Annotated in this window: 18 protein-coding genes; 8 read left to right on the top strand and 10 right to left on the bottom strand. The window is 60.3% G+C overall.

What is annotated here, in order from left to right:
- Positions 1-132 precede the first annotated feature (132 nt).
- From ACVWXC_RS10095 to thrB, 3 genes are all read left to right on the top strand, one after another.
- A complete protein-coding gene (locus tag ACVWXC_RS10095; RefSeq protein ID WP_011430458.1) occupies positions 133-1,530 on the top strand; it encodes an efflux RND transporter periplasmic adaptor subunit in 1,398 nt (465 codons plus the stop codon).
- 20 nt (positions 1,531-1,550) lie between these two features.
- Positions 1,551-2,738, top strand: coding sequence for an ABC transporter permease (locus ACVWXC_RS10090; RefSeq protein ID WP_240527648.1), 1,188 nt, complete (start codon positions 1,551-1,553; stop codon positions 2,736-2,738).
- Between the two features lie 72 nt (positions 2,739-2,810).
- On the top strand, positions 2,811-3,731 hold the full coding sequence (gene thrB, locus ACVWXC_RS10085; protein ID WP_011430460.1) for a homoserine kinase: 921 nt from the start codon (positions 2,811-2,813) through the stop codon (positions 3,729-3,731).
- Positions 3,732-3,959: 228 nt separating this feature from the next.
- On the opposite strand, the gene ACVWXC_RS10080 is transcribed toward thrB, so the two are convergent.
- The 3 genes from ACVWXC_RS10080 to ACVWXC_RS10070 all read right to left on the bottom strand — a co-directional run bounded on the left by ACVWXC_RS10080 (position 3,960) and on the right by ACVWXC_RS10070 (position 6,103).
- Positions 3,960-4,502: a diacylglycerol kinase family protein gene (locus ACVWXC_RS10080; RefSeq protein WP_099812054.1), complete on the bottom strand. Its 543-nt coding sequence runs from the start codon at positions 4,500-4,502 to the stop codon at positions 3,960-3,962.
- The gene (gene ybeY, locus ACVWXC_RS10075) at positions 4,486-4,977 is read right to left on the bottom strand and encodes an rRNA maturation RNase YbeY (protein ID WP_041438372.1); all 492 of its coding nucleotides are present in this window, start codon (positions 4,975-4,977) and stop codon (positions 4,486-4,488) included. The genes ACVWXC_RS10080 and ybeY overlap by 17 nt, the downstream gene beginning before the upstream one ends.
- 385 nt (positions 4,978-5,362) lie before the next feature.
- Positions 5,363-6,103, bottom strand: coding sequence for a bifunctional 4-hydroxy-2-oxoglutarate aldolase/2-dehydro-3-deoxy-phosphogluconate aldolase (locus ACVWXC_RS10070; RefSeq protein WP_011430463.1), 741 nt, complete (start codon positions 6,101-6,103; stop codon positions 5,363-5,365).
- Positions 6,104-6,917: 814 nt separating this feature from the next.
- Here ACVWXC_RS10070 and ACVWXC_RS10065 point away from each other — a divergent pair.
- Positions 6,918-8,051 carry a murein hydrolase activator EnvC family protein gene (locus tag ACVWXC_RS10065; RefSeq protein WP_071813517.1) on the top strand — a complete coding sequence of 378 codons (1,134 nt, stop codon included), beginning with the start codon at positions 6,918-6,920 and terminating at the stop codon, positions 8,049-8,051.
- Here the strand turns inward: ACVWXC_RS10065 and ACVWXC_RS10060 are convergent.
- Together ACVWXC_RS10060 and ACVWXC_RS10055 are read right to left on the bottom strand one after the other, a co-directional pair.
- On the bottom strand, positions 8,042-8,692 hold the full coding sequence (locus tag ACVWXC_RS10060; protein ID WP_011430465.1) for an ABC transporter ATP-binding protein: 651 nt from the start codon (positions 8,690-8,692) through the stop codon (positions 8,042-8,044). The two genes, ACVWXC_RS10065 and ACVWXC_RS10060, sit on opposite strands and share 10 nt — an antisense overlap.
- A 58-nt stretch (positions 8,693-8,750) precedes the next feature.
- Complete coding sequence (locus ACVWXC_RS10055; protein WP_011430466.1) at positions 8,751-8,999, bottom strand: hypothetical protein; 249 nt, start codon at positions 8,997-8,999, stop codon at positions 8,751-8,753.
- A gap of 151 nt (positions 9,000-9,150) precedes the next feature.
- On the opposite strand from ACVWXC_RS10055, the gene ACVWXC_RS10050 reads away from it, so the two are divergent.
- Together ACVWXC_RS10050 and ACVWXC_RS10045 are read left to right on the top strand one after the other, a co-directional pair.
- Positions 9,151-9,651, top strand: a complete 501-nt coding sequence (locus ACVWXC_RS10050; RefSeq protein ID WP_457392484.1) for a low molecular weight protein-tyrosine-phosphatase — start codon at positions 9,151-9,153, stop codon at positions 9,649-9,651.
- A gap of 89 nt (positions 9,652-9,740) precedes the next feature.
- Positions 9,741-10,244 carry a DUF5684 domain-containing protein gene (locus ACVWXC_RS10045; protein ID WP_457392453.1) on the top strand — a complete coding sequence of 168 codons (504 nt, stop codon included), beginning with the start codon at positions 9,741-9,743 and terminating at the stop codon, positions 10,242-10,244.
- Positions 10,245-10,302: 58 nt separating this feature from the next.
- Here the strand turns inward: ACVWXC_RS10045 and nuoK are convergent, their stop codons facing one another.
- The 5 genes from nuoK to ACVWXC_RS10020 all read right to left on the bottom strand — a co-directional run bounded on the left by nuoK (position 10,303) and on the right by ACVWXC_RS10020 (position 14,423).
- Positions 10,303-10,608 (bottom strand): NADH-quinone oxidoreductase subunit NuoK, encoded by a 306-nt coding sequence (nuoK, locus tag ACVWXC_RS10040; protein WP_457392481.1) that lies wholly within the window; start codon positions 10,606-10,608, stop codon positions 10,303-10,305.
- Between the two features lie 79 nt (positions 10,609-10,687).
- The gene (locus ACVWXC_RS10035; RefSeq protein ID WP_011430469.1) at positions 10,688-11,296 is read right to left on the bottom strand and encodes an NADH-quinone oxidoreductase subunit J; all 609 of its coding nucleotides are present in this window, start codon (positions 11,294-11,296) and stop codon (positions 10,688-10,690) included.
- Between the two features lie 119 nt (positions 11,297-11,415).
- A complete protein-coding gene (locus tag ACVWXC_RS10030) occupies positions 11,416-12,777 on the bottom strand; it encodes a TPM domain-containing protein (protein ID WP_457392449.1) in 1,362 nt (453 codons plus the stop codon).
- Positions 12,778-13,191: 414 nt separating this feature from the next.
- Positions 13,192-13,956 carry a lipoyl protein ligase domain-containing protein gene (locus ACVWXC_RS10025; RefSeq protein ID WP_414402236.1) on the bottom strand — a complete coding sequence of 255 codons (765 nt, stop codon included), beginning with the start codon at positions 13,954-13,956 and terminating at the stop codon, positions 13,192-13,194.
- Positions 13,956-14,423: a YbjN domain-containing protein gene (locus tag ACVWXC_RS10020; protein ID WP_011430472.1), complete on the bottom strand. Its 468-nt coding sequence runs from the start codon at positions 14,421-14,423 to the stop codon at positions 13,956-13,958. The genes ACVWXC_RS10025 and ACVWXC_RS10020 overlap by 1 nt, the downstream gene beginning before the upstream one ends.
- A 123-nt stretch (positions 14,424-14,546) precedes the next feature.
- On the opposite strand from ACVWXC_RS10020, the gene ACVWXC_RS10015 reads away from it, so the two are divergent.
- Together ACVWXC_RS10015 and ACVWXC_RS10010 are read left to right on the top strand one after the other, a co-directional pair.
- Positions 14,547-14,894, top strand: a complete 348-nt coding sequence (locus tag ACVWXC_RS10015) for a 2Fe-2S iron-sulfur cluster-binding protein (RefSeq protein ID WP_457392444.1) — start codon at positions 14,547-14,549, stop codon at positions 14,892-14,894.
- 28 nt (positions 14,895-14,922) lie between these two features.
- Positions 14,923-15,675, top strand: a complete 753-nt coding sequence (locus ACVWXC_RS10010; RefSeq protein WP_457392441.1) for a 5'-methylthioadenosine/adenosylhomocysteine nucleosidase — start codon at positions 14,923-14,925, stop codon at positions 15,673-15,675.
- The last annotated feature ends 208 nt before the right edge of the window (positions 15,676-15,883 follow it).

Here is a 15,883-nt window from a genome sequence, read left to right as displayed (position 1 = left end):
CCCCCCTTTTTTTGTACAGAGCTTGCCAGCCGTCCGAACCCAATGGCCATGCGGGAAACCGCGTTTGCACCCCCTCTCCTTTTTCAATAGGCTGGATACAGAGAAAGCCCTTGTTAAAGGCGAGAGACTTTTGTGATCCTGCGCACCAATGAGCCCCAGACGGGATCCCCAACCCCTGCCAAATCTGCTGACCAACCTCTGCCACAGACCGGATCCCACAACAGAGGACTGCCCATCGGCTGGATCCTTGTGGGGATATTGTTAGCCGGCTTGGGCGGCGGCATTCTCGTTCAGCGTCAGCTCCGGCAACAGACGGCCCAGCGCCTGGAGAGGCTAACGGTGCCCGTGCAGGTGACAGATCTCGCCCAACGCCTGCGGGTGAGCGGCCAGGTGCAGCCGATCCGGCAGGTGAATGTCAGCCCCCGCGAGTCCGGTCGTCTGGCAGAGCTGCTGGTGGATCAGGGAGATGAGGTAGTGGCAGGGCAAGTGTTGGCTCGGATGGATTACGGGGATTTAGCCAGCGGCATTCGCCAAGCCCAAGCCCGCATCCAAGAGCTACAGGCCCGCCTAGCGGAACTGCAAGCTGGCGAGCGACCCCAGGTGATCGCGGCGGCCCAGGCCAGGGTGGATGCGGCGCGGTCGCAAGTGAGGTTGGCCGAAAGGGAATTGGAGCGGATTCAGACCCTGGTGCAGCAGGGGGTGGTGGCCCGTAGCGAGCTGGATCAACGCCTGGCCCGCCTGGAACAGGCGCAGGCGGACTGGCAAGCGGCTCAACAGGAGCTGGAGCGATTGCGGTCAGGTAGCCGCCCAGAAACGCTGCAGCAGATCCAAGCCCAGATTGCCCAAGCGGAGGCAGAGCTGGCCCAGCGGCAATCTCGCCTGGCTGAGGCCGAGATCCGGGCGCCCTTTTCCGGCGTGGTTGTCCAGCGCTTTGCCGAGGTGGGATCCTTTGTAACTCCCACTACCGCAGCTTCCGATGCCACCGCCGCTTCTTCCAGCTCTATCTTGGCGCTGGCCCAGGGGATCGAGGTGCGAGCCGAGGTGCCGGAGGCGCAGATTGCCCAGGTGCGGGTGGGGCAGCCGGTGGAGATCCGCTCCCTGGCCTATCCGGATCGGGTGGTGCAGGGGCGGGTGAAGCGGATTGCCCCTGCCACGGTGGTGGTGCGGGAGGTCACCGTCTTTCGGGTCATGATCGAACCGGAGGCGGGGGCAGACTTTTTGCGCACCGGCATGAACGTCTCGGTGGATTTTATCGGGGAGCGGCAGCCTCAGGCGCTCACGGTGCCCTCGGTGGCCATCTTGCGGGAGCAGGGCCAAGAGGGAGTGATCCTGCTGGATCCGCGAACCCAGCGGCCCGTCTATCGACCGGTGGAAACAGGCCTCACCCAGGGCGGGATCACCCAAGTGCTCTCCGGCTTGCGGGCGGGGGATCGGGTCTTTACGGCGCTGCCGCCGGGGGTGAACCTGGAGACTTTGATCCGACAAGAGCAAAATCGCAGCGAAACCGCTCAAATCAAGCCACACCCATGAGCCTACCGATTGCAGCCCGAATGGCCTGGCAAATGGTGCGCCGCTACCGCCTGCGCACCGGTTTAAGCATGTTAGGGATCCTCATCGGCAACGCCGCCGTCGTGGCCATTGCCGGGTTTGGCCATGCTGCCCAGGAGCTGGCCGTGGATCAGTTCCGTTCTTTGGGCACCAACTTGCTCATTGTCTTTTCTTCCAGCTTGGGCCTGGCGGACGCCAGCAACACCCGTCCCATTACCCTCGACGATCTACGGGCAATTGCCGCGGAAGTGCCCGCTGTGTCGGCAGCCGTCCCCAGTCTTGTGGTCAATGTGCGCGCCGTGCGGGGGGGAGTGGATCGCCGCTATGAGGCCACAGGCACCTGGCCGGAGTATTTGTCGGTGCTGAATTTGGAGATCGAGGAGGGGCGCTTTCTCTTGCCAGCGGATATTGAGGAGCAGCGCCCGGTGGTGGTGCTGGGCAGCGAGGCCGCCCGCGAGCTGTTCGGCTTGGATCCCGCTGCCGCCATCGGGGAGACGGTGCTGCTGAACAACCTGCCCTTCGAGGTAATCGGCACGTTGCGTTCTAAGCCAACGGTGTTTGGCAACAGCGATGCCGGCCTGTTTTTGCCGGTGGATGTGGTGGCCAACCGGTTTGTGGGGCGGCGCTCCCCCTATGGCCTGGAACTGACGGCGATCTTCGTCTCGGCCCGCTCCGAAGCAGATCTGCCGGCTGCCGAGTTCCAGATCCGCAACTTGCTGCGGCAACGGCACCAACTGGTGGGGGAGGATGACTTCGTCGTCCGCAACCAAAAGGTGTTGCTGGACGGGGCGGCCAGGATCTTAACCTTGCTGCGGGTGCTGCTGACCGGCACGGCGGCCCTCTCGCTGCTGGTGGGCGGGGTGGGGATCATGAATGTGATGCTGATCTCGGTGTCGGAACGCACCTCCGAGATCGGGTTGCGCAAGGCGATCGGCGCCGATAGCCGGCAAATTTTGCAGCAGTTTGCCACCGAAGCTATTCTCATTGCCGTCAGCGGGGGCGTGGCCGGGATCCTCCTCAGCAGCGGCCTGCTGGTGGCGCTGCAAGTGTTCACCCCCCTGGCCACCCGCGTGGATGCAGTGGCGGTGGCGGTGTCCTTTTCCCTCTCGACGGGGATCGGGGTGGTTTTCGGCATTTTCCCGGCCCGCCAAGCGGCGCAACTAGATCCCATCGAGGCCCTGCGAGCCTGAGATCTCCCATTCGTAGGATAATGGGGGCTTACAGGTATTGAGTTGCCCGCCGTTCGCTAAGGAGCTTCCCCCTTGGTTAGAGAGCGAGTAGAGGTGATCGTCCCCGCCACCACCGCTAACTTGGGGCCGGGGTTCGATTGCATCGGTGCAGCCCTGGAGCTCTACAACCACTTCCAATTTCGCGAGATTCCCACCGGCCTCAGCATCCACTATCGCGGCAGCGATCACATCAGCCAGAGCAAGGACAACCTGGTGTACCGCGCTTTCTGCCGTGCTTTCGAGCTGCTAAGCAAGCCGGTGCCGGGGGTGGAGATTGAGATCACCCTCAACGTGCCCCTGGCGCGGGGCCTGGGCAGCTCTGCCACTGCCATTGTCGGCGGCCTGTTGGGGGCTAATGCTCTTGGATCGCTGAACCTGGCTCCTGAGACTCTCCTGCAGTTGGCCATTGCCCTTGAAGGCCATCCCGACAACGTGGTGCCCGCCCTCCAGGGCGGCTGTCAACTCTGTGTGCAGGGGCAGCAGGGGCAATGGGTATTTTGCCCGGTGGATTGGCACGAGCGCATCGGCCTAGTGGCGGCGGTGCCTAACTTTAAGCTGTCTACCCAGGCGGCCCGCGAGATCCTGCCCAAGTCCGTCAGCCTGGCGGATGCTGTCTTTTCCGTCAGTCACCTGGGGCTGCTTATCCGCAGCCTGCAGTCGGGGCGGGCAGACTGGCTGAAGGTGGCCTTGCAGGATCGACTGCACCAACCGGCGCGCATGGAGCTGATTACCGGCTTCAAAACCGTCCAGGCAGCGGCTCTGGCTGCCGGGGCCTATGGGGTGGTGATCAGCGGGGCTGGCCCCACGCTTTTAGCCTTCTGCGCCCCGGAGGAGCGAGAACGGGTGGGATGCGCCATGGTCGGCGCCTGGGAGCAACTGGATATCGAAGCAGAGGCCAAACCCCTGAATTTGGATCGACAGGGGGGACGGGTGGTGATCCATTCCCAAATATAGAGGAGGCCCTTGGGTCAAGCTGGTCACCCCGATTACAAAGGGGTCGTGCTTTTAGGCGTATAGGCCTTTCGCAGACTAGGACACCGCCCTCCCACTCAAGTTCCCGACCCTCCTTATCCCTCACCCCTTAACCCCTTTCCCTGCGGGAGAGGGGAGCCAGGAATCCACAGCACAAACCTGTTTGGGATGGGATCCCTTGAGAGGCTGGGCAAAACTTTTTCGGCGTCCCTACCCTGGCAGCAGCAGCAGCAAGGGGGGGAGAAACAGCCAAGCTGCCACAGCCAAAGCCGCCATCGCTGCCACTAACACCGCTCCAGCAGCGCAATCTTTGGCAATTTCTGCCAGCAGGTGATAGCGGCTGCCCAGGGTCAGATCCACCACTGCTTCCAGGGCAGTATTCACCAGCTCCAAGGCCATCACCATCCCGCTGGTCAAGCTGATCAGGGCCATTTCTACGGCGCTCAGCCGCAGGGCCAACCCTAAGACAAAGGCCACTACCGCCATAGCCAGGTGGATGCGAAAGTTGCGCTGGGTGCGGGCGGCGTACAGCAGGCCCTTTCCTGCATAGTAGAAGCTTTTACTTAGGCTAGTGGCCACCTGCCACGAGGGGGGGCGCTGCCAGGGATCCTGCGCCGCGAGGTCAGCCTCGGCTCCCGGGTCTGGTGCCTCGGAGGGATGGGCCGAATCGACCTGCGCTGAAGTGAAAGGGGCTCGCCGTCGCAATGCCGCCAAACGCAGCGGCTGGGGAAAACGGCTAGGGCTGCTGGCCATGGGTCACCTCCAGGTCTTCTTGGATGGCGGCAAGCAGGTGGTGCTGTTGCTGCAGCATGCGCTGTAGGGAAAGCTCATCGGGGTGATCCCATCCCAAGAGATGCAGCAGGCCGTGGCTGGCCAGCCAGGCCAATTCCCGCGACAGCCGCTGCCCCTGGGCTTTTGCCTGCGCGCAAGCGGTGGGTACCGAAATCACGATATCCCCCAGCAGGCGCACCCCTGTTATCTTCTGCAGCTCGACAGGGGTGGACGTCTCCTCGGCGGCAAAGGCCAGGACATCGGTGGGAGCGTCGATGTGGCGAAACTCGCGGTTGAGCTGGCGGATGTGCTCGTCGGAGGTGAGGCAAAGGCTGAGCTCGCAGGGATCCGTCACCCCCAGCTCCCGCAGCCACACCTCAAACCAACGGTGCCAAGTGGCTTCCTCAACTGGGCTGGGGACGTTTAGCTCCAGGTACAGATCCAGGAATCCCTCCATGCAGGCCTCACTCACACCCAAAATTGGCTCGCTGGCCCCATTGAGTACGGAGCGGAACGGCCACCCACGACTTGAGTCGCCCTTGCCAGTGGTACAAACCTTCAATGTACTGTAGCGCTAACATTGCTGGCTGTGCTAGGGTGCCGCTGCGATAGCCATAAAAGACGCCTCCCCAGGCAAATACGCTGCAAACCCTGGAAGGGGGAAGTCAAGGAACCCCATGTAAGGGGAGCGGCGGCCAAGGTGATAGGGAAATCAGACGCAACTCTCGGACTTTCTTTGTCTGAGGGATGTCGGGGGTGCGGCTGGGCAGCGCCCTCCAAAGTTTGCTGCCAGGGTGCTCGGCCATCTCCCCACTCAAGTGCGGGGAGCGTCAACGCGCCCCCTACTCTGGGGGTTCACCCGGAAGTTCGGGCCAGGCTGCGGCGACCCTCTGGCTGGCAAGCTGTTGTAGCGTTTGCCGCAGCCGATTTTCCAGCTCTTGCCGGCAACTGTCTGGATCAACCCCTTGCTGGGAAAGAAGCTCCGCCGGGAAGAGATCCCCGGCGATGCCGACAGCCCAGGCCCCTGCCTGCAGATATTCTGCTGCATTGGCCAAGGTAACCCCCCCAGTTGGGATCAAAGGCAGGGATCCCAGCACCGGTTGCAGATGGCGCAGGTAACGGGATCCGCCAAGGCTTTCTGCCGGAAACACCTTTACTGCCGTTGCCCCGGCCTGCCAGGCCCTCCAGATCTCGCCGGGGGTGAGGGCGCCGGGCACAATGGGCAGCCCTGCTTCCCGACCCCAGCGGATGATGCTCTCGTCCGCAAAGGGGCAAACATAGAATTGGGCTCCCGCCTGCCAAGCCTGCTCTGCCATCTGCCGATTTAAAACCGTGCCCACCCCTACCCAGCAATGCGGGTAGTCTTGCCGCAGTTGGGCAATCAACTCCAGATACCGGGGAACTTGGGGAGTGATCTCAATGTGGCGGATCCCGGCCCGGATGGCCAGGGTGGATCCCTCAAGGGCTTGGGCCGGGCTGGCCGAGAGGCGGATCACCGCGATCAGGGGCTGCTGCCACAAATGGAGTAGCCAGGGGTGCCGCCATCCCTCTCTGAAGCTCTGTTCAGAACCCTCAAACACCATCTGTGGAAAAGCCCTCTCTCATCGATTTCTACCTTGCTTGGGTTGATTTTAAGTTTAATTGCAATTAAAAATAACCAAACAGCCCGACGGTAAAACAATGACAAGCTATAACAAATTTCCTTTTGAGAAGAAGGCTAAAATAGAATAAAGAACAGGCAAAAGTGGTGTTTATAGGGGCAACTGTTTGCGGGTTTGTAGCACTCGTTGGAGCGCTTACTTTTCCCATCCTTTCATGGCGTCGCTGGTCTCTCATTTTAGTAGCTATCTGCAGCCTTGTTAGCTCCTTAACCAACATTGAACTCGGCAGAGGAGAGGAGGAAGCTCCCTCAGGGGAAAGGTGGCGCATGGTAGCCCATCTCTACGAGGTAACTTTCTGGTTGGCATTGATCGTTTTCATCTTACTGGCATGAGGTTTTGCCGGCAGGTGAGCGGCTAGTTTATCGCCATTGTCTGGATGTTGTGTCGAGGTTGCTCTGGCTTGCCGGTTGTTTAGGTTGGGCACCGATTAGACCTGTGGGATCTGGAGATCGATACGAACCTAGCCGCAGTGAGGATCCCTCGCCCCCAGCCCCTCTCTCAAAGGGAGGGGGAAGTCAGGAATTGAAGGAATGAACGGTTTTACTGGTATTGAAAATAACCCAGCCGTTTTGCTTGTATCTTGTAACGATTTGGAGTAACGACAGCGGGCAACAGCGCGATTGGGCTCGATCAGTCCTTGCGAATCTTTGTATTCTTAGGGTCGGTAGGTTGGTTGCCGAGGGTGTGGGGAGTGGTCAAGCTCAGTTGTGGGACACACAGCCTGAAGGCATGGGTGATGGTCGGGTTGCTCGCCCTCCTGGTGCTGGGGGGACTGTGGCGGGTTGCTCCATCTCAGGCGCAGAATCTCCACCAACTGCAACAGCGGCAGCAACAGATCCAGCAACAAATCCGGGGCACCCAGCGACGCCTGGGAGAGCTGCGCCAAGCGGAAGAAGAAGCCCGTCGCCGCATGGGATCCCTGCGGCAAAACATCCAACAGACAGAAGCTAGCCTTCGCGACAACCAATATCGTCTGGAACAGGCCCAGAGGGCGCTAGAGCAAGCGCAGAAGGAGCTCCAAGAGCTGGAAGACCGCCTGAGACGGCAGCAGCAGGGCACGGCCGCCCGCTTGCGCTACATGCAGCGGCAGGGGGCGGAACATTGGTGGGCTTTGCTGCTCACCAGCCGCGACCTCAACGAGTTTTTCGATCGCCGCCACCAGTTGCAATTGCTAATCGAAGCCGACCGGCAGTTGATCCGAGAGCTGCAGGTGATGGCCAAGGAGGTGGATCAGCAGCGGATCGCCCTGGAAGCGCAGCGCAACGAGATTTCTTTAATCTTGCAGGAGCTGGCAGCCCAGAAAAACCAACTGCAGCAGCAGGCTGCCGCCCAAGAGCAACTGGTGGGCCGCCTGGCCAACGAGCGCGCCGCCTATGAAGCAGCCCAACGGCGTTTGGAAGCCGATTCCCAACAGTTGACCATCCTCATCCAGCAACTGATCGCCCAGCAGGCTCAGCAGCGGGGGGGCAGAGATCCGGTTCAGGGGACAGGCCGGTTGATCCCACCAGTGCGCGGGCCAATCACCAGCGGCTTCGGCTGGCGGGTTCACCCCATCTACGGAAGCCGCCGCTTCCATGCGGGGATCGACTTCGGTGTGCCCACCGGCACGCCAGTTCGGGCATCAGACCGGGGCACCGTCATCTACGCCGGCTGGTATGGCGGCTACGGCTACACGGTGATTGTCAACCACGGCGGCGGCATCACCACCCTGTACGCCCACAACAGCCGCGTCGCCGTTGGGGTGGGTCAGCAGGTACAGCGGGGGCAGGCCATTGCCGCTTCCGGCTCCACCGGCCTCTCCACCGGCCCCCACGTTCACTTCGAGGTGCGGGTCAACGGCCAGCCGGTGGATCCCCGCCGCTACCTTTGAAGCAGCGCATCTGTCGGCAACGGCTGCAGGGATCCCGCCTGCAAGATCCACCGCACATCGGCAATGGAGGATAGCTCCTCTGGGTCGTGGGAAACCACCAACACCGTCCAGGTGGATTTCAGCCGGGCCAGCAGCTCGATCAACTGCCGCCGCACCGACCAGTCCAGCCCTGCCGTCGGCTCGTCCAGCAGCAGTAGCAGCGGGCCGCGAATAAGCTGTACCGCCAGGGCCAAGCGCCGTTGTTGTCCGCCACTGAGATGGTTGGGGGAGGTGCACAGAGGGATCCCTTCCAATCCCACCTGTTTGAGAACGTTTTCAATCTCCTTTTGTTGCAGCTCCGGGTGGCCGAAGCGCATTTCCTCTAGCACCGTCAAGCCACAAAAGTGACGCTCCGGGAACTGAAACACCAGCCCCGCCATGCTGCGCAACTGCTGGGGGGAGAGCTCTGTTCCTCCCCAGGCAATCCGCCCGCGCGTGGGCCGCGCCAAGCCGGCCAAAATTTCCAGCAGGGTGCTCTTGCCGGCCCCACTTTTGCCCACGATCAGCCCCAACTGATTCAGGCCCAGCTCAAAGGAGAGATCCCGGAGAATCGGCTGAGGGAGGGTTGCCGGGTGGTAGCAGAGATCCTGAACCTGCAACATGAGCGGCGCCCCTGGGAAAGTTGTCGTTATTTTGGCACTGGAAAGCTCTGCCGGACAGCTACAACCATTCTTCTAGGCGCCCCAACTGATCCCGAAAGCCATAGGTGAGTTCGCGGTACCACTCCCGCAGCTCCAGTTGATCTACAGCTCGCCGCAAAGCCTCTTGGGAGCGCTCGATGGGGCGCAGAGCCGCAGACGGGATCCCTTCTTGAGCAGCCCATTGTTCAAACAGAGCCAGCTCCGTTTGCAAGTAGAGAATGAGGTTGGCCACATCCTGCGGGTGGGGGTAGCGGGTGGCATCTGGCATAAGACATCTCACCAGGGGAACTAGCTCCATTCTGGCCAAGAATCTGTCCCGCTGCCGCCTGAGGGCCCTATCCCCTCTCGCCTGCTTCTGTACTCTGGGCCGCAAAACGCAGATAATGCGGTGGGAAATGTTCACTGCCGTCGAGGGATCCATGAGCCAAAAGCTGCTGTTTGTGTGCCTGGGCAACATCTGCCGTTCTCCCGCTGCCGAAGGGATCACCAACCACCTGCTGCAGAGCAGCGGCCATGAGGGGGACATCCTCTGCGATTCGGCAGGTACAGCCGCCTACCACCTCGGCAGTCCCCCAGATCGCCGCATGCGACAAGTTGCCCAGCGCTATGGACTGGAGCTGCACGGCCAAGCCCGGCAAATTCATCCTTTGGATCTGCGGGAGTTCGACCTGATCCTGGCCATGGATCGGCAAAATTACCGCGATATCCTCAGCCTCGATCCCCAGAGAAGATATGCCGACAAGGTACGCCTAATCTGTAGCTACTGTCGTTCTCACACCGATGAAGAAGTTCCGGATCCCTACTACGGGGGCGAGGCAGGGTTTCACTACGTGATCGAGCTGCTCTGGGACGCCTGCAGCGGCCTGCTGGAATCCCTGATCCCTGGGATCCAATGCCCGCCGTTGCCCCCCCGTGCTTGAGAGATTATTCGTCAGATCTGTATTCTTGATGAAACTTGACAGAATTCTTGATGAAACTTGACAGATAAGTCTGGACAACGGGATCCCTTTTGGCTAACTTTGTGGGCGGGATCAGAGTAGCTCCTGAACAGCTTTGGAAAGTTGGTTTTCTTGCGGTTTGGCCTTATAGCTGTATAGATTCGAGGGTTGTCTCTGACACCAAAGAGACACTGGAGACAAGTGAGTTGACATTCGCAAATATCAAAAAAATATGTGGGAGGGTCACAATGGATGAGCTTTTACCAGGGCTGATTGCCGTTGCCCTTTACGCCTTCTTTAGCTACACCTTAATGGTGATTGGAGAGAAGCTAAACGTGCCGAATGCTTGGTTAGCTTGGATCCCGATTGCTAACATCTGGGTGATGTGTCGAGCTGCTGGTAAACCCGGCTGGTGGGTGATCCTCTTCTTCATTCCCCTAGTCAACTTGATCTTCGGTATCTGGGTGATCTTTGCCATTCCACCCCGCCTGAATAAATCCCGCTGGCTGGGTCTGCTGGTTTTCCTGCCTGTTTTGGGAGCTTTGCTCTACTCAGGCATTCTGGCCTTCACTTGAATTAGCCAGCCTTGCCTTGATACAAACTAAACAATCGAAACTAAACAATCGAAAAAGTCTACCACTTAAGCAAGTTGAAGCTCTCCATATCGATAGTGGCGCGGTTGCGGTAGATCCCCAGCACGATGGCCAAGCCTACTGCGGCCTCGGCAGCCGCCACAGTGATGACAAACACCGAGAACACCTGGCCGCGAATCAAGCCCGAGTCGACAAAGTTGGAGAAAGCCATAAAGTTCAGGTTGACGGCGTTGAGCATCAGCTCAATCGACATCAACACCCGAATGGCGTTGCGACTGACGATCAAGCCGTAGATGCCGATGCAGAAAAGAATTGCCGCGACCACCAAGAAAAACTGCAGTTGCAACATCACAAGAGGCTCCACTGGATACAGATGAGAGGGGCATCAGGAAAACGCTGGGCTGTATGGCCGAGAGCAGGCAGCTTCAACGCGTGCTCACCAGCTCTGCTGGGCGTTCCGACTCCGATTCAAGCTGTGGCCGGGCCCGCTCCAGCAAGCTGAGATCCCCTTCTTGGGCTTGGGGAACGACAAACTCTCGACGCGCCAGCACAATGGCCCCGATCAACGCCATCAGCAGCAAAACAGAAGCCAACTCGAACGGCAACAGATAGTCGCTAAAGAAATGCCCACCCATCACCAAAGCACTGCTCGTGGGCTGGATCGGCTCCAACTGCCAGGGGGTATTCAGGGCCATTGCCGTCAGGAGGGCAAACAGCCCCAAACACACCGCCGCCGTCACCCCATTGCGCAGCCAGCCCAACTTCAAAGGAGCGAAAGTATAGCGCCGGTTCACCAGCATGATGGCGAACAGGATCAGCACGTTGACGGCGCCGACGTAGATCAACACCTGAGCTGCAGCCACAAAATCGGCATTCAAGAGGAGGTACAGCCCGGCCATGCTCAAGAAAACGCCCCCCAATAGAAAGCCGGAATAGACGATGTTGGGGGCCCAAACCACTCCCAGGGCAAAGCCGATGGCCATCGCCGAGAGCACCCCAAAGGTAACCAGTTGCACGCCTTCTGCAAGGGTCATGGGATCTTCGTCCTTAACAAATCGCTATCGCTGCTCCCTTACCACTGTACTGTCCCGGCGGATTTAAGAGAAGCCCAACCCCCTTGTTCAATCGATAGAGAAATCTCTAGAGTTGGGTCTCACCAACTGCCGCCCGCTCCGCCACCTCCGCTGCTACCGCCACCGAAGTCTGAATCTCCACCTGAATCTCCACCGAAGTCTGAATCTGTGTCTGTGTCGCTGAGCTCGGGGATGACCACCTCTCGCTCGCTGCGGTACCCGCAGATAGGACAGCTCAGGATTTCCAGCTTCAAGCCGCTAGAGGAATAGGTGGCTTCCCTGAGAACCTGGGTGGTGAGGTCGAGGGTGAGAGCTTGACACCGGGGGCAATAGAGGTGGCGATAAAATCCATTCTCGCGAACAACCACAGCCACCCCCTGGCAGGCGGGGCAAAACCAGCCGTAGTAGCGGGCTCTGCGGCGGCTTTTGGCCAGGCGATGCGCTGGGGGAAGTTGCTTATCCAGAACTTGCGGCTGGATGGGGCGCATGGGCCGACCGCAGCTTTGACAGACCACCGGCTGAAACGGGATCCCACGCTTCGAGCCCAAGATGCTGTCGGCGGCCACAACCGCCAGGAAGGGCAGCCCCGGTACCAGCCAGTTGCCGCTGGCTGACAACAGGAAGAGGCCAAAGCAGAGGGAGCCGGAATAGAGAAACAAGCGAATGGGATCGCTCTGCAGTGAGGAGAGGGCAGCCATTGTCCCCTGCTCTCGGCGTGTCAGGGACAGGACTTTTGCTCCTCCCCGCTCGGCCTTAAGATAGACCGGCTGGCGGGAGCGCTGCCACCCCACCCCTAGGATAATGATCCCCAACAGCAGCAGGATCCCTTCCAGTGAGCTTTGAGCGGCAGCCAGGGATCCCGTTCCAACCGCTCGAGGAACGGCTGCGGTGGAAAGAGAAGTGGAAGCTTGAGAAGCGGCTGAAGGAACCTCGGCAACCGGCTGCCCCTGCAGGACTGACGCTAACTGCCGTACTCCCGCCAAGGTGCCGCCATCGAAATCCCTATTGCGAAACTTGGGCAGGATCTGCTGGTCGATAATCTGCTGAACGCGGCTGTCGGGAAGGATGGTGGCCAAACCCCTGCCGGTTTCAATTTCTACCCGCCGATCCCCCACCGAGATAAGAAACAACACGCCATTGTTTTGGCCAGCCTTGCCAATGCCCCAGTAGTTGAATAGTTGCGTAGTGAACGCTTTCGGTGTGGCATATCCCTGGGTATTGGGTACCGTAACCACCGCCATCTCGGCACCGGTGCGCTGCTCAAGCTGGGTGATAAGGCGGTTCAGCTCGTTTTCAGTGCTACTGCTGAGGATATTGGCGGTGTCGGAAACCCACCCTCCATACTGACGGCGGGGGTTGGGCACTTGTTCAAGGGTAATGGCCCAAGCGGGCTGCGGCAGTAAGAAAATGCCTAGCAAAACTGCCGCCCAAACTTTTGGCATGGCTTACCTGGCTGAGCGCTGCCTTGGTTTTAGCATAGCCCCCTTGGATGGAGATGCATTTGAAACACTTCCCTGCCTTGGCCTACAGTCTCCGCCGACACAGAAGGTTAGCTTGGTAGCCCCGTACTTTAGTGCGGGGCGGAACCTTGAGGCTTTGCCTTGAAGGGCTGTCTAGGGGCGTCTTGACAGCGCCTTCGCAAGTCCGTTACCCCCCCTTTCGGCCCCCCCCAACCCCCCCTGCAGGCGGGGGGCTGCTGTGGACTGCGTAAGAATTCCCCGACTTTAGTCGAGTCGGCGGGAGTGTCAAGAACGCAACCACTTCCAAAGTTATCCCGAATACCAATGAGACGAGCTCCCCCTCAACCCCAGCCCCTCTCCCAGAAGGAGAGGAGAAGTGGATCTTGCCGTTCCCTATCACTCAGGGTTAGCTATCCCCGCCGGATCCCCCACGCGGAGCGGACCCGGCCAGGCTTCTTCTTGCCATTCCACCTCAAAGCACTCCTGGGCCATTTGGAGAAAATGTTCGATCAAAGCAGGGATCCCCGGCGCTGTTGGGCAAAGGTCGTACACGCCAATCACTTGCGATCCGGGCAGGTACCGTTCCCACAGCTCGGGATTGGGCCGCAACAGGAGGGATCCCTGTTGCAGGATCCCCCAGGGTTGCCACAGTTGGGCGTTGCCCATCAGCTTTTTGCGCTGCCAGCTTAGATCGGCACGGGTACGGGCGGCAAAGCAACTGATTTTGTTGCGGTAGCCCCGATCCTGGCCACCTTGGCCGCGGACAGAAGCGGGAGCATCCACCTCAATGCCCAGCGCCGCTAGCCCCTCTACCCAAAAACGGCAGCAGAAGTCGTACACCTGGGCTCGCCGCAAATTGGGCAGCCGAGCTTGGAGGTAAGAGAGGGGCAACACCAAGCTGTAGGTCAGCTCTGCTGCATCTTCCGCCGCCTGGTGCAACACCGCCCGTCCTCCGGTGGGCCGGCGCACCATCGGGATCCCTGGCGGCAGATCTGGCCAGGCCTGGTGACGTCCCAGAGAGAGGGTAAGCCGATCCCAGCCGTAAAAGCGCAAACAGGGCCTGGGATCCTGGCGCAGCCGCTGCAAAAGCCAAAAGTCCTGCTCCATCTGCCAGCCGCCAGCGGCCACGCGATAGGGCAGCCAAGAGCCCTGGGATCCCATCAAGCTTTGGGAAACTCAGCCTGGAGCTGCTCATCGTACTCATCGGCCAAGCTGGCCACAAGGGTGATGGCGCGCGAGATCTCGCCAGCGCTGAGCCCTTCCAGAGTGCGGTGGTGGTTTAGCACCACTTGGTTGTTCCAGATGCAAAAACGGGCTTCCAGAGTTTCGCTCCAGTTTTTCTCCAGCAGCTTCTGCATGAGCTTAGCCGGCTCCGCCACCGGCAGAGAGAGCACGGGAGACCACACCAACAGGGTATCTTCGGGGGATTCGCCGCTCAGGTGGACGAACACTTCCACGCTGCCGTAGGTGAATTTCCAGGTGTGGCCCTGCTCGTGGTTCTCGTAGGCGGCATCTTCTTTGAGGCTGGAAACTACTGCTGAGACAACTTCAACGTAGCGAGGGGGCTCTTCCATCAGGCCTGGAAAACCTTCTGGAGAACGGTCGATGAGCGGCTCGCTGTAGACCATGGTCTTTCCCCTACTCCCTGTCTAACCACCTTAACTATACTGCCTAGCCCTCCCACCTACCTGCCATGCTGCCGGATCCGGCTCAGGCCAGAATAGAACTGTTCGCGGTTGGGAAGGTTACCTATGCCCCAGCCTGACGTTCAAGGACGCACCCTCGCTTATGAGGCGGGCGCCAACCTGCGCCAGGTGCTGCTGCAAGCCGGGATCCCGCTCTACAACCCGCCGGCTCCTATCCTCAACTGCCGCGGTCTGGGCACCTGTGCCGTACAAATCGAAGGGGCTGTTTCCCCTATGGGCTGGCGAGAACGGGCCCGCCTGTCTTCGCCACCCCACCAACTCCCGTCCACGGCGGCGGCCCAGGACGGCAACGGGCTGCGCTTGGCCTGTCAGGTGCAGGTGCTGGGAGATCTCAAAGTCACCAAATGGCCAGGCCTGTGGGGACAGCGGATCCCGCCCGCCTCTCAAACCTGAGGATTCTCAAAAACCTAAGGGAAGCCCTATGGAAACTCCATCCCACCCCTCCCAAAAGGCTGTCGGCATTTTGGGGGCCCTGCCGGAAGAAGTGGCCATGCTCACCCAAGCAATGGAGATCAACTCTGTCCATACCCATCTGGGGCGGCAGTTCCATCAGGGATCCCTGGCCGGACAGCCGGTGGTGGTAGTTCAAGGGGGGGTGGGCAAGGTGCGAGCGGCAACTACGGCAGCTCTGCTGGTGGCCCATTTCCCCATCCGGGGAATCATCTTCACCGGCGTGGCCGGGGCTTTGGCCGATCATCTCCAGATGGGAGATGTGGTGCTGGCCCATGCCGCCATCGAGCACGATTTTGGCACTGGCCGCCCAGAGGGCTTTGTCTTGGGGATCGACTTTATCCCTGAGTTGCGCCATCCTCTAGCGGAGGCCGATAGTGCCCTTTACGACCTGATCGTGGCCCAAGGGGAGCGGATCCCTCTTCACCCGCTGCAGGGGCGGCAGCCGGTCATCCACCAAGGCCTGGTGGCCACGGGCGATGTATTTGTGGCCGACGCCAAGCTCCGGCATCAAATTCGCGAGCGCACCGGAGCCCTGGTCGTGGAAATGGAAGGAGCGGCGGTGGTACGGGTGGCGCAAGAAGCTGGGATCCCTTGTCTGCTGGTCCGATCGGTTAGCGACATAGGGAGCGATACCGATTTCCTAACTTTTTTTCAGACAGCGGCTCTCAACTCGGCAGCGGTGGTTCACAGCGTTCTACAGAGCTTGCCTCCCCCTCCTTAGAAAAACGCAGCGCGGCTAGCCGTGGGGAGGAAGCGACGCCTGCCAACAGAGGTCAGATTACTCCCTGTCTGTAAGCTAGCTCCTGCCCCGGCGCGGGCGGCCAAGGTGACATCCTCTCCCGCTAGGCCCTGACGGGCTGTAGACGGGAGCTTCCGAGAATCACTTCCCGGAGTTGCTGCTTCAACGGACTGGTAAACCAGGATCCTCC

This window comes from Thermostichus sp. OS-CIW-20, from assembly GCF_054061455.1.
The sequence above is the reverse complement of the archived record's forward strand: the minus strand, read 5'-3'. Positions and strand labels throughout refer to the sequence as shown.